General features: G+C 70.1%; 11 protein-coding genes and 4 pseudogenes. 12 read left to right on the top strand and 3 right to left on the bottom strand.

The window, feature by feature from the left end; all coding sequences use genetic code 11:
- Positions 1-50: 50 nt before the first annotated feature.
- From AC07C1_RS14130 to AC07C1_RS14095, 8 genes and pseudogenes are all read left to right on the top strand, one after another.
- Complete coding sequence (locus tag AC07C1_RS14130) at positions 51-1,604, top strand: B12-binding domain-containing radical SAM protein (protein ID WP_478938933.1); 1,554 nt, start codon at positions 51-53, stop codon at positions 1,602-1,604.
- The gene (locus AC07C1_RS14125) at positions 1,597-2,430 is read left to right on the top strand and encodes a hypothetical protein (RefSeq protein WP_478938932.1); all 834 of its coding nucleotides are present in this window, start codon (positions 1,597-1,599) and stop codon (positions 2,428-2,430) included. The genes AC07C1_RS14130 and AC07C1_RS14125 overlap by 8 nt, the downstream gene beginning before the upstream one ends.
- The gene (locus AC07C1_RS14120) at positions 2,420-3,310 is read left to right on the top strand and encodes a hypothetical protein (protein WP_478938931.1); all 891 of its coding nucleotides are present in this window, start codon (positions 2,420-2,422) and stop codon (positions 3,308-3,310) included. Before AC07C1_RS14125 ends, AC07C1_RS14120 begins: the two co-directional genes overlap by 11 nt.
- Positions 3,303-4,232 (top strand): ABC transporter ATP-binding protein, encoded by a 930-nt coding sequence (locus AC07C1_RS14115; protein ID WP_478938930.1) that lies wholly within the window; start codon positions 3,303-3,305, stop codon positions 4,230-4,232. The genes AC07C1_RS14120 and AC07C1_RS14115 overlap by 8 nt, the downstream gene beginning before the upstream one ends.
- Positions 4,229-4,984 carry an ABC transporter permease gene (locus tag AC07C1_RS14110; RefSeq protein ID WP_478938929.1) on the top strand — a complete coding sequence of 252 codons (756 nt, stop codon included), beginning with the start codon at positions 4,229-4,231 and terminating at the stop codon, positions 4,982-4,984. The genes AC07C1_RS14115 and AC07C1_RS14110 overlap by 4 nt, the downstream gene beginning before the upstream one ends.
- A 50-nt stretch (positions 4,985-5,034) precedes the next feature.
- The gene (locus AC07C1_RS14105; protein WP_478938928.1) at positions 5,035-6,828 is read left to right on the top strand and encodes an alpha/beta hydrolase family protein; all 1,794 of its coding nucleotides are present in this window, start codon (positions 5,035-5,037) and stop codon (positions 6,826-6,828) included.
- The gene (locus AC07C1_RS14100) at positions 6,825-7,496 is read left to right on the top strand and encodes a DUF6445 family protein (protein WP_478938927.1); all 672 of its coding nucleotides are present in this window, start codon (positions 6,825-6,827) and stop codon (positions 7,494-7,496) included. Before AC07C1_RS14105 ends, AC07C1_RS14100 begins: the two co-directional genes overlap by 4 nt.
- Positions 7,484-7,636 (top strand): annotated as a pseudogene (locus tag AC07C1_RS14095) (IS701 family transposase); the annotation flags it as partial. The gene AC07C1_RS14100 and the pseudogene AC07C1_RS14095, both read left to right, overlap by 13 nt.
- 111 nt (positions 7,637-7,747) lie before the next feature.
- Here the strand turns inward: AC07C1_RS14095 and AC07C1_RS14090 are convergent.
- Together AC07C1_RS14090 and AC07C1_RS14085 are read right to left on the bottom strand one after the other, a co-directional pair.
- Positions 7,748-8,731: pseudogene (locus AC07C1_RS14090) on the bottom strand (IS630 family transposase).
- 33 nt (positions 8,732-8,764) lie between these two features.
- A complete protein-coding gene (locus AC07C1_RS14085) occupies positions 8,765-9,097 on the bottom strand; it encodes a WD40 repeat domain-containing protein (RefSeq protein WP_478938926.1) in 333 nt (110 codons plus the stop codon).
- A 6-nt stretch (positions 9,098-9,103) separates the two neighbouring features.
- On the opposite strand from AC07C1_RS14085, the pseudogene AC07C1_RS14080 reads away from it, so the two are divergent.
- Together AC07C1_RS14080 and AC07C1_RS14075 are read left to right on the top strand one after the other, a co-directional pair.
- Positions 9,104-9,355 (top strand): annotated as a pseudogene (locus AC07C1_RS14080) (transposase); the annotation flags it as partial.
- A gap of 112 nt (positions 9,356-9,467) precedes the next feature.
- The gene (locus tag AC07C1_RS14075; protein ID WP_478938925.1) at positions 9,468-10,031 is read left to right on the top strand and encodes a dihydrofolate reductase family protein; all 564 of its coding nucleotides are present in this window, start codon (positions 9,468-9,470) and stop codon (positions 10,029-10,031) included.
- Positions 10,032-10,178: 147 nt separating this feature from the next.
- On the opposite strand, the gene AC07C1_RS14070 is transcribed toward AC07C1_RS14075, so the two are convergent.
- Positions 10,179-10,490: a helix-turn-helix domain-containing protein gene (locus AC07C1_RS14070; RefSeq protein ID WP_478938924.1), complete on the bottom strand. Its 312-nt coding sequence runs from the start codon at positions 10,488-10,490 to the stop codon at positions 10,179-10,181.
- A gap of 508 nt (positions 10,491-10,998) precedes the next feature.
- Here AC07C1_RS14070 and AC07C1_RS14065 point away from each other — a divergent pair.
- Together AC07C1_RS14065 and AC07C1_RS14060 are read left to right on the top strand one after the other, a co-directional pair.
- Positions 10,999-12,429, top strand: a complete 1,431-nt coding sequence (locus AC07C1_RS14065) for a membrane-associated oxidoreductase (RefSeq protein ID WP_478939030.1) — start codon at positions 10,999-11,001, stop codon at positions 12,427-12,429.
- 12 nt (positions 12,430-12,441) lie between these two features.
- Positions 12,442-12,756, top strand: a pseudogene (locus AC07C1_RS14060) (transposase); the annotation flags it as partial.
- Between the last annotated feature and the right edge of the window lie 11 nt (positions 12,757-12,767).

Below are 12,767 nucleotides of genomic sequence, written 5' to 3'. Positions count from 1 at the left end.
ACCCATCATCGCGCACACCACACACCGACGGTCGGCACGAAAGGACCCCGATGCCGCAGAGCCCCGCACTCCTGCCGCTGACGCCGGTGGCCCGCACCGCCCCGGCAGCGACCGTGGCCGTGGTCTCGCTGCCCTTCTTCACCCCCTTCGCGACGTGCTACCCGGCCGTACTCATCACCCGGCGACTGCGGCAGCTCGGCTGCCGGGCCCGGTTCCTCCCGGCGCACATGGAGTTCTACGCCTACGCGCGCAGCCGGGGTCTGCCGGAGAGCGCGTACAAGCTGTTCACCAACCGCCACTTCACCGCCGACGTCGCCCTGCTGCCCCTCTGGTCGGCGCCGACAGACGCCCACCGGGCGGAGCGCGTGGAACTGGCCCGCACGGAGTTCCTCGCCGGCGCCGTCGAGGAGACACGGCTGCGTGACCTGTTCGACGCCTACCTCGACCGGCTGGCCGAGCGCGTCCTCGGCAGTGAGGTGCTCTGCCTGACCAGCACCCACTTCCAGCTGCTTCCCAGCCTGTTGCTGGCCCGCCGCGTCGCGCGCATCGCGCGGGACAAGGGGGTGCCCCGGCCGCGCGTGGTGCTCGGCGGCTACTTCGGCTCCTACCAGGTCGCCCGCGACGTACTCGCCCTCCACGAGGAGGTGGACGTCGTGGTCTACGGCGAGGCCGAGGACGTCCTCGGCGACGCCGTGCACCACGCCCTCGTCGGCCGGCGCCGGATCGTCGCGGGCCGGGCCCACACCTTCAAGGACGGGTACGCGGAGCAGTCCGCCCTCGTCGAGGCCGGACTGCGCCGGCCCTGGCTGCGCGACCGGCTGGTGGTGAGCATGGAACTGTCCCGCGGCTGCTACTGGGACCGGTGCGACTTCTGCAACTTCAACGACTCCTACGACGCCCGGTTCAAGATGCACGATCCCGCTCGTGTCCTGGCCGAGATGGCCCATCTGGCGCGGACCTACGGACAGCGCCGGTTCCAGTTCCTCGACACCGCGCTGCCGCCTCGTCTGACCGAGGCGGTGACCGCCTCCGGCGAACGCCACGACTACCAGGTCTTCTGCGAGATCAGACCCGACTTCGGCCGCGAACGGCTGCACCGGCTCACCGCTCTGGGCCGGGTGACCGTTCAACTCGGCATCGAGACCCTGCTCGAGGACCACCTCGGCCTGATGAACAAGCGGCAGACCGTCGAGGAGGGGGTCCGCATGCTGTACGCGGCCCGCGAGTCCGGCATGCACAGCGTGTGGGGCATGATGATCGGCCATCCGAAGGAGACGCCAGACCACCGTCGGCGCCTGCTCGGCGAGATCCGCGCGCACCGCCGGGCGGGGCTCCCGGCACCCAAGTACCTGACCGAATGCGAGCTGCGCCCCGGCAGCGGCCTGTGGGACGAGCGCGCCGAGTTGGGGCTGACCGTCGAGTTCCCCTGGCGGATGTTCGACAGCGTCCTGAGTCCGCGGGAACATGCCTGCTCCCTGATTCCCAGCCGCGTGCGCGGCATGCCCTTCGAGGAGCCCGGTTACCGGGCCGACCGGCGGGCGATCAGCGAGGAACTCACCGCCTGGCAGCGGGAACAGGGCATGGAGGTGGGGCTCGATGCCTGACCTCACCGGTACGGCCGTGGCGGCCCGTTTCCGCGATGTCAACGTGGAGTTCCTCTGCGCGGACCCCGGTGACGCCGCTCACCTGCGTTACTACCTCAGCGACCACCTCGTGCCGCAAGACTTCGGCGGCGGACCCGAGTTGAGCGTACGGCTGGAGACCGACGGCGGCGGCTCGTTCACGGCGGCGCTCGGGACGACCACGACCAAGCGCGTCTGGTGGCGGACGCCGGCCGCGCCCTGGCGGCTCTACGAGGAGTGGGGGACGCGATCCCGGTTGCCCTCGCCCGTACCGCCGTTCGGCCTGGCCCCCCTGCGTGACCTCGTGCGCACCCGGCACGGGGCCGCGCTGGCCGCCCCCGACGGCAGCGCCCGGGCGCTCGCCGTCACCGGATCGAGTGGCGCCGGCAAGTCGGTCGTCCTCGCCCATCTCCTACGGGAGGGCTGGCGGTTCGTCTCCGACGACCTGCTGGTGACGGACCGGCGGACGAAGGGGCGCCTGTACTACTACGGGCGTCCCATCGGTGTCCGCGAGCGCAGCCTGCCGCTGCTGCCGTGGCTGGACGCCGCACTGCTGGCCGACGCCCCACGCCTGCCCACCCGCTGGGGTGACACCTGGATGGTGCGACCGCAACGGCTCGGCCGGTGCGCCCCGCCCGACCAGCCGCTCCAGCTGGCCTGGCGCCTCCACCTGGCGCACGGTGACCGGTTCACCGCGCAGACCGAGGGCCGCTCCTCGCGCGTCACCTGGGAACCACAAGCGCACCTGCCGGAGCTTCTGGACGTGTGCCGACGGCTGACGGGAGAGGGAGACGCCCATGGCGCCTGATCCGCTGTGCCCCGCGGAGATCCCGGAGCACACCGAGTGCCTGCTCGACTTCTTCGGCACCGTGGTGCGCGTGCGGTGCGCCCCCGCGGACGCCGCGGACCTCGACTTCTTCTTCGGTCCGCACCGCGCACCGCACGGCGCGCGACCGAGGTACCGGGTGGAACTGTGTGCCGGTGACGGTGGTTTCCTGCGCTCGCTGCTGGCCAAGGACGACGCCCCGAAGTCCTTCCGGCTGAGCGCGGAACCCGGTGGCCGGCTCATCGAGGAGCGTCGTTTCACCCGCTGGTCGTCGGTGCCGTCGCCGTTGCCGCCGTTCCGGACGATGCGGGACAGCGTCGCCGCGGCGCAGGCCACGGTGCTCGTGCGCGGGAGCCGCTGTGTGGCCTTCTTCGGTGAGCCGCACAGCGGCAAGACCAGCCTCGGCCTGGCACTCCTCGCCCGTGGCTGGGCCCTCGCCTCGGACCAGCTGCTCGTCGTCGAACGCGCCACCGGGGCGGCCCGGCCGTATCTCACGCCGACCGGTGTGCGGGGCCGTACGCTGACCGCGATGCGCGAGGGGACACTGGCCGGACTGGAACAGCGCCGCTCCTTCTGCACGGTGAGCGGTGAAGTGGTGCTCGCCAGGCCGGAGAGCCTGGGCGCGGTCGTACCCGTCGGACGCCGGCTGGGGCCGGTACACCTGGTCGCCGTACGGCGCGCCGGTGCGGCGGCGCCGACGCTCGTGCCGGGCGGTCCCCCGCCGCGCGTATGGCCGGCCGGGGCCTGGTCCTGGCTGGGCGGCACACTCGCGGCCGATCGAGCACGGAGCCTGCTGACACTGCCCGCCGAGGGCGGCGAACAGGCGGGCGCTGACCTTGTGGAGGAGTACTTCGGTGCCTAGCCTGACCGTTGATCAGATCACCAAGCGCTACCGCACGGGGACGGAGGCGCTGTCCGGTGTCTCCTTCGCCGTGGAATCCGGCACCCTGCTCGCCGTGGTGGGCCACAACGGCGCCGGGAAGTCGACGCTGCTGAACATCGTCTCGGGGCTGATCCGTCCCACGTCCGGCACGGTCACCACCGACATCGGCCCGGGCCGGGTGATGTGGGCGCCGCAGCGCACCATGGTCGACTGGTCGCTGACGGTACGTCAGAACATTGAACTGGTAGCCCGGTTGACCGGAACGCCGGTCTCCTCCGTCGATCGCGTGCTGGAGCTGCTCGACCTGGAAAAGGTCCGTTCCCGGCAGGCCGAGTACATCTCCGGCGGACAACTGCAGCGTGTGCAGATCGGCCGCGCCCTGGTGGCCGACGCGGCCGTCTACGTGCTCGACGAGCCGACCGCCGGTCTCGACCCGGCGGCCGGTGAACTGGTCATGGAGCACCTGCGGGAACGGGCCGCGGCGGGCGCCACGGTGCTGGTCTCCTCGCACGACCTGGACGCCGTCGAGCGGACCGCGTCCGACCTCGTCCTGCTCGACGAGGGCCGGCTGCGCGCCCACCTGCCGATCCGGGAGTTCATCCGGCGGGCGGGCGCCACCATGAAGGTGAGCGTGGTGTTCGACGAGCCGATGCCCGAGCCCCTTGCGGACCGGCTCACCGCCGGACTGCCGCCGGAGTGGGCCCTGGAGACCGAGGCGGACCGCACCGGTCTGTCGGTGCGGGTGCCGTTGGCCACCGGACTGCGCCCGGTCCTCGCCTGGCTGCCGCAGGAGCTGCGGGTGCAGGACCTCAGCGCCGAGAAGCAGTCCCTGCGCGACGTGTACCTCGCGCGCTACGCCGAACGGACCCCGGCCCCCGAGAGTGTGATGGTGCAGCAGTGAAGACCTCCCTGACGCTGGCCCGCTTCCACCTGCTCAGCGTGTGGAACTGGCGCACCAGCCATCTCAGCCGGGTCATCGAGGCCCCCGCCTACTTCCTCTTCATGGTCACCGGCCTCAGCACCCTCGTCGCGGGCGCCCGCATCGACGGCATGACCTACGACGACTTCGCCTACGCGGGCGTACTCGTCGTGATCGCCGTGCGCGCCCTCTTCTGGTGCATGGGCGACGTGGCCAACGACCGCAAGTGGGGTGTGTACGCCGTCGCCCGGACCACCGACGTGTCCTTCCCGCAGTACATCGGCTCGATCCTGGCGGCGAACACGCTGGTCGCCACCGTGCAGATCGCGGCCATCGCCGTCCTGAAGCAGCTGCTCGGGCGGGGCAGTCCCGTCCAGGACCTGAGAATGGCCGGGCTGGCCGTGCTGGTGTGTCTGCTGACCGTGCTGACGGGCTGTGCGCTGGGGTTCGGGGTCAACAGTTACAGCAAGCGCGACCTGATGACCTCCTTGTTCAGCCTGCCGCTGGTCATGACCGCGCCCTTGTTCTACTCCCTGGACGATCTTCCGGCGTTCATGCGGGTGCTGGCGGCGGTGAACCCGTTCACGTACTGCGTGCTGCTGGTCCGCTCGCCCGCCGCGGACAGCTTCCCGGCGCGGGCCGTCGCGGGCTGCCTGGTGGCCGCGCTCCTCGTGGCGGGCGCCCTGTTCCTGGCCTCCGGTCGTCATGAGCTTGCCTCTAACGAGCAGGGGTGAGCGGGATGCGGGCGCACAGGGAGAGCCACGTACCGGATCCGGGGGGTCCGGTGGCCGTGCATGGTCTGGTGACCGTGGGCACGGCCGGCTACTGGTGGCAGGACGCCGAGACGGGGGCGCGTCTGCTGCGCGGGGACGCCTCCGGCGTCCATGACGTCGCCCTGCCGGAGGGGCCTGACGGCTTGACGGCCCTGGCCGTCCACCCGGCCGGCGCCGCTCCCGCCGTCGTCCTGTACGGGCACCCCGGGGGCGACTACGGTTTTCTGTCGGAACCCGGCACACCGGACCTCGTGCTCGCCCGCCGCCCCAGCGTCGTACGCCTGGCGCGCGTGCCGTCGGCGACCGGCGGCGAGGCGGGGCCGGGATTCGTCTACACGGGCTTCGCCCCGGGCGCACGGCTGGCCGATCCGCCGGTGGACGGGCTGAGGGTCGCGGTGCACCGCACCGGTGAGCCCTTCGCGCACGACCGGCCGGTGGCGCTCGACGACGATCCGAGCGCCCTGGTGGCCCTGGAGGCGACGGCCGATCCCGCCGCCGTACTGGTCAGGTCGACGATGCACGGCTCGACGATCCAGCGCCTGCTGCGTCTCGATCCCGCGACGGGCGACCTCACCCTCACCCCGCTGCCGACGGCGCCGACCCCGCGCACCCGTCTGCTGCTCGGCGCGGACCGCTGGTGGCACGGTGAGGCGCTCGGCACGCCCAGAGCGGTGCTGCGCGCGCTGCCGCCCGGGGAAACGGATCCGGCCGCGGGTGAGCCGGTCGTCTTCCCCGAGGGGAGGGCACTGGCCTGGTGCTGGGGCACTCGCCGCGGTGTGGTCGTCCGCACCGTCGCCGGACGAGGGGCTGAGGCCGCCGAGGCGCTGTACCGGATCGACGGGGAGACGCTGGAGCCGCGGCTGGTGGCCGGGGGGCGGCCCGGTGACTCGTTCCCGGACGTCACCGCCTCGCCCGCCGCCGACTGCGCGCTGTGGCTGAGGGTCCGCCGTCGACCGGACGGCACCGCGGCCGGCCGTATGGAACTGCTCCCGGACCACGAGAGCGCACCGCGCTCCCTCCGCACGGCCCCCTGGCCCGCGCCGTTGACCCGCACCACCCGCTTCTGCACGGCGGGCGACGGCAACCGGCTCCCCGTCCAGCTGTCCGGCACCGGGGGCCCCGTCCTGCTGCTGGAGCACGGGGGACTGACCGCGCTCGCCAACGCACCCCTGGAACGCGCCCTGGAGGAGCTGGCCCGCGCGGGGCAGATCACACTGGCCCGGACCGTGACGCGGTCGCTGGTCCCGGCGCATCGCGTGCCCACCGGGGAACGCGGCTACAACGACCTCCTGCACGCGGCCCGCCTGTTGCGCGAGGAGACCGGACCGCGTCGCCCGCTCCTCGTCCTCGGGCACAGCATGGGCGCGGTCGGCGCCGCACGCGCGGTCCTTCTGGACCCCGGCCTGTTCGACGGCTGGATCCTGCGCTTTCCCGTCACCGACCTGGTCGGTTTTCCCGCCCTCGGGATCGGCCGGCACTGGACGGCCATGCTCGGCGACCCGTCCCGTCCCGACCATCTGAGCGCCCTCACCGCGCTGTCGCCCCTTCACCTGCCGTTGCCCGCCGGTCCCCTGCCGCCGGTGCTGATCCAGACCGGAACCCACGACACGAGGGCCGACGCCCGGCACGGCCGGCGCCTCGCCGACCGGTTGCGCGGGAGGGCGCCCGTGACCCTCAGTGAGTACCCGGTCGGGCATGTCGAGCGGTTCTGCCAGGCCGCCTCACGCCGGGCCGTGGCGGAGGTGACGGCCTTCATCCGCGGCTGCCCGGCCGTCGTCCATGACCTCGAAGGAGCCTCGCAGTGACCGTCACCGGCATCGACCACGCCTCCCTCGTCGTCGTCGACGACGTGTACACCGATTTCGAACACGCCCGCGCCGCCGCGCTGGCCTGCGCGTTCACGCCCCGGACCGACAGCGCTTTCGCCTACCGCACCGCGCCGGCGCCACGCTGGATGCAGGAGGAGGCCATCGGCCGGATCTGCGAGGTGCTCGGGCCCGGGAGCCGGGAGGAACTGATCGCCGACCATCTGCACATGTCCTCGGCCATGGACTGGAAGGTCAACCTGCACCGCGGTGCCCGCATCCACGTCGACGAGGCCCGCTGGGCGGGCGTGCTCTATCTCAACACGGCGGAACAGTGCCGCGGCGGCACGTCCCTCTACGCCCATCGGCGCACCGGCGTACGCCACTTCTTCGAACTCCGCGGCCGCCCGGACGCCCAGCAGATCCTCGCCGACGGCGGCGACATCGCCCACTGGCAGGAACTGGTCTCGCTGGCGATGGTGCCGAACCGGCTCGTGCTCTTCGACCCCGGCCAGTTCCACCAGGCACAGGAGTACTTCGGCGACAGCAAGTCCTCGGCCCGGCTGATCCACAACTTCTTCTTCCGCCACATCCCGGCCCACTTCGATCCCGGCCGGCGCGGGGAGGGGGCGGACGGCACCGCGGGTTCGTCGGCTACCGCGAGATGAAACAGGCCCTGGGCCCGGCCCACTTCGAAGGCCGCACCTGAAGAGGCTGGCACCACCACGTCACCCTCGTCTCCGCCGCCAACGCCTTCTGCACCCTCCAGCGCATCACCCGGTCCCCAAAAGAGACGGCGCCGGCCTGAGCCTCTACCGGATCACCCGCGAACCGCAGTTACTCCTCGCGGCCTGGAGCGGCGCCTGCCCCATCTGTCACCGCAACATGCCAGAGCCGATATCAACGTGACCAGGCCCTACTAGTGACCTGAGTCGGAGATTCGTCGGCAGTAGGCGGAGCGGTGGACGCCGCGCTTGAGTTTCTTCTGCGTCAGCTCGGCGAACCACCGCTCGACCAGGTTGAGCCACGTCGAACTCGTCGGTGTGAAGTGAAGGTGGAGACGCGGGTGTGCCAGCAGCCACTTCTTGATGGCGGGTGTCGTGTGAGTGACGTAGTTGTCCAGGATGAGGTGGACATCGAGCCCGGCGGGGACTTCCTTGTCGAGCTTGGCCAGGAACTTCTTGAACTCCACGGCCCGGCGGCGCCGGTGCAGGGAGCCGATCACCTTGCCGGTGGCGACCTCCAGGGCGGCGAACAGGGTGGTGGTGCCGGCACGCACGTAGTCGTGGCTGCGGCGTTCGGGGACGCCGGGCATCATCGGCAGGACAGGCTGGGACCGGTCCAGGGCCTGGATCTGCGACTTCTCGTCCACGCACAGCACCAGGGCCTTCTCCGGTGGGTCGAGGTAGAGGCCGACCACATCGCGGACCTTGTCGATGAACAGCGGGTCCGTGGACAGCTTGAACGTCTGCGAGCGGTGCGGGGCCAGGGCGAAGGCACGCCAGATCCTGGAGACGGCCGACTGGGACATCCCGGTCGCCGCCGCCATCGACCGGGTCGACCAGTGCGTGGCGTTCGCCGGCTTCTCCTCGAGCGTCTTGACGATGACCCGCTCTACATCGGCATCGGTGATCTTCCTGGGGACACCTGGCCTGGGCTCGTCGGCCAGGCCGTCCAGACCGCAGTCGAGGAAGCGCCTTCGTCAGGTGCGGACCGTGTCTGGAGCGACTTTCAGCCGCCGTGACACCTCCATGATCGAGTGCCCCTCGGCGCACTCCAGAACGATCCGGGACCGCAAGGCCAGAGCCTGAGCCGTCGACCGGCGACGCACCCATCCCTCAAGCACAGCCCGCTGGGCATCCGTCACCGACAACGGCGGGATCTTCGGTCCACGACGATTCACACCAAACCAACGACGAACCTCTGACTCAGGTCACTAGGTGGTCACACAGGGTGGGTCGTACGGCAGTTGGAGAACGTATCGGCTCCATTGCTGCCGGCTCAAGGCGCCGAAGCTCCCGGTGCAGATGCGGCTGATGGTGGACTCGACGTTCAGGTCCCAGAGCGTGGCCACGCCGTCGTCGGTGGTGGCGGCCAGGGTGTGACCGTCCGGGCTGAACGCCAGAACGGCGACGCATCCGGTCTCCACGGTCAGCGGCAGGCCGATGGGGGTGGGGTGGTCGGGATCGGTGAGGTTCCACAGGTTGATGGTGCCGTTGTCGGTGTGGCCGGCCGCTGTGAGGGTGTGCCCGTCCGGGCTGAAAGCCACCCGGCCGTCCGGGCCTGGCTCGCCAACCACAAGGACCAGGTCGAACTGCACTTCCTGCCCTCGTACTCACCCGAGTTGAACCCAGACGAGCTCGTCGACGCCGACCTCAAGCGCAGCCTGCCCCACACCCACCGGGCCAGGAACCAGACCGAACTCGCCTCCGAAACACGCCGGTTCTTTCACCGCCGACAACACCAACCTCACATCGTGCGCGGATACTTCTGCGGTCGGCACGTCGGCTACGTCATCGACGAGTGAACCCCAGCGGTTTCTGACCAACTACGCTCACACCAGCCGCATAACCCGTGTCCAGGATTCGGGGTCAAGGCCCGTCTAGACTTCCGAGACCGACTGACGGAAGGCTGGCGCTGTGCGGAGACTGCTCTACGGCATGAACCTGTCCCTGGACGGCTATGTCGCCGCGCCCGGCGACGACCTCAGCTGGAGCGGGCCGAGCGACGAGCTGTTCCAGTGGTGGCTCGACCAGGAGCGGGCGATCAGCCTGTTGCTGTATGGGCGCAAGCTGTGGGAGACCATGAGCGCCTACTGGCCGACCGGCGACCAGCAACCGGGCGCCACCCCAGCGCAGATCGAGTTCGCGCGGAACTGGCGGGACACGCCGAAGGTGGTGTTCTCCTCGACGGTCGACAAGGTCGACTGGAACGCTCGCCTGGTCACCGGCGACGCGGTCGCGGAGATCACTCGGCTCAAGGCCGAGGACGGTGGGCCGATGAGGGTCGGTGGCGCAGCGCTCGCCGGGGCGGCGATGCGGGCCGGGCTGATCGACGAGTACGCGATCGTCACCCATCCGGTCCTGGTGGGTAGCGGCACACCGTTCTTCACCGCGCTGGACAGCTGGGCGAACCTGAACCTGGTGGAGACACGGACGTTTCCCGGCGGCGTGGTCCTGACCAGGTACGAGACGAGGCGCTGAACGCGCGGGTCGAGCGGGGAGACATCGACGACGACCAGCGACGGATCGGGGCACGTCCACAGACCGTCGGCGAGCAGTTCGCGGTCGAACAGCCGCTGCGGGTATCGGAGCGGGTGCGGACGCTGCTGCGGGTCACGCTGTACGCGGTCACCCGTGACGGCGCAGTGCGGGAGCTGGCCTGAGTCGCAGCCGGAGGGGTGTTCCCTCGCGCGCCTGCTCGGCGTGGGACAGGACCTGATGATCACCCGCACGCCGGCCCCGCGGACGGGACAGCAGCGCGTCCCGGCCACCCGCCTGCCACGTCGCCCACCACTTGTCCATGGCCCTGACCGACACCCTGAACAGGGCGGCGACCTCCGACCGGCCCCGGCCCTCCACCAGCGCGGATACCGCCAGCCAACGCACAGCCTCCTGCGCGTCCGGTGACCAGGTCCGCGCATCCCCCACCAGATCACTCACACATCAACGAGCGCGAAAACAAAGCGTTTCGGATCAATAGAACCTAAGGCCGCGCCGGGGGCCTCAGTGCTCGGAGTGAGATTCAGCGCTCAGCCGTACCGCTCCTTCCGTAGGAACGGCGGACCGCCTGCCCTGCGTCGTCCGCCGCCTTGCGACCTCTTGATCTCAGTGGGTGGCACCATTCGTCAGAACTAGTGCCGCGGCAGGCAACGTTCGCCCCGTCGCGACGCCCGGCACGCACTCTCGCCGCACCGGCCGAAAGCCCAAGTACATCCAGTACGAGGACTTCCGGCCGGCACGCCGAGAGCACGCACCGGACGCCGCTCCTTGACGGGCAAACGTTGCCTGCCGCGGCACTAGCATGCCAACTCGGCGAGATGCTGGGCGAGCAGGCGGGTGGTCCGAGGATGTTGGACGGCACGGAGTGCTCCGTTGCGCAGTTGACAGCTCGAACACGTCACGTCAGAGTCCCGGCGTGAGCGAGACCAACGAGCTGTCGCCGGCCGAGATGCGTGTATGGCGGGCCTTTCCGCGAGGTGAGTCCGTGGACTTCCGCGCCGAGAACGAGGATCCGGCACTCGGCAACACCTGGAGCGCCGAGCGGACCGTACGGGCGAGTGTGCTGCGGGCGCTGCTGCTCAGGTCCCCGCAGGAGGACGGGGAGATAGCCGCGCTCAAGATCAACGGGGCCCGGATCACCGGTGCGCTGGACCTGAAGTACGCCACGATCGATGCCGCTATACGGCTGAGTCACTGCCAATTCGACAACGTTCCCGACCTCTACGGCGCCAAGCTGCGTCAGCTCAATCTGAGCAACTCCGCTCTGCCGGGTCTGACCTCGGCGACCTTGCGGGTCGAGGGAGTGCTGCGAATGACGGACTGCCGAATGCGGGGGCCGGTACGGCTCGGCGGGGCACAGATCAACGGGGCACTGTTCATGGAGCGGGCGGAGTTCACGGCGCCGGATGATTCCGAGCCAGTGCTGCAGCTCAACCAGGCAACAGTCGGAGACGACCTGTGGGCGCCGGAGATGCGCGCGCACGGACAGGTACGGCTCACTGGCGCCTCCGTCGCCGGACGAATCAACTTTCAGGACGCCGAGTTCACCAAGCCAGGCGGCACCGCGCTGGACGCCCAGAACCTCAACGTGGGAGCCCACATTCGGGCGCGGTGCGTACGGGCGCAAGGGCGGGTCGAACTCAGGGGCTCGCGCATATCGGGCCGTCTCGACCTGCTCCACGCGCACCTGTCAAACCAGGGCGACACGGCACTGCGGGCGAGTAGTTGTGTCATCGGCGAACTCTGGGTGCGTGGTGGTGATCGCATCGAGGGCGCCCTGAATCTGCGGCGTTCTCAGATAGAGATCCTGACCCTTGAACCCGAGATGCTTCCGGAGAAGGTGCATCTCAGCAATCTCCGTTACACCGTACTCACCCCGCATGAGCCCGCCGAGCGCCGCCTTCCGATGCTGGAGCGAGACAGCGGTCGGTATGAACCCGATTCCTACGAGCAGTTGATGGCGGCATATCGTCATGTTGGTGATGACGACGCGGCCCGGATCGTTCAGCTCGCCAAACAACGTCGCCGACGCACCACGCTCGCCTGGTATGGACGGCTGTGGGGCTACGTTCAGGACGCCACCGTCGGCTACGGCTTCCGCCCGTTGCGTGCGGCGGTTTGGCTGTTGTCCCTCATGGCCATTGGATCGATCGCGTACGGCCTGCACCATCCCCGCCCCGTCAAGGCGGGCGAGGCCCCTGACTTCAACCCCGTCTTCTACACCCTCGATCTGCTCCTGCCGATCATCGACTTCGGCCAGGAGTCAGCGTTCGCCCCTGAGGGCTGGTATCAGTGGCTGTCGTACGCCCTGATCATCACCGGCTGGATTCTGGCGACGACGGTCGTCGCGGGCGTGACCCGTACGGTCAGCCGCCAATGACTCATCCGAACCCGCCCGCGCACCCGGCCGGACAAGGTTCGTGCCGACAAGGCGTACGGCCCCCGCGCGAACCGCACCTACCTGCGCAAGCGTGGTATCCACTGCACGATCCCGGAGAAGCGCGACCATATCGCCAACCGCAGGAAGCGCGGCTCCCACGGTGGCCGGCCACCGAAGTTCGGCAAGGCCGACTATGAAGAGCGCCACGCGGTGGAATGCGGGATCAATCGTCTCAAGCGCCACCGCGCGGTCGCCACGAGATACGACCAGCTCGCCGTCCGTTACGAGGCGACCGTGCTGGTGGCAGCTGTCAACGAGTGGCTGTGAGCAGCATGGTC

It is taken from the genome of Streptomyces sp. NPDC045022 (assembly GCF_056432605.1).
Note: the sequence above shows the minus strand (reverse complement) of the source record. Positions and strands in the feature narration are given on the sequence as shown.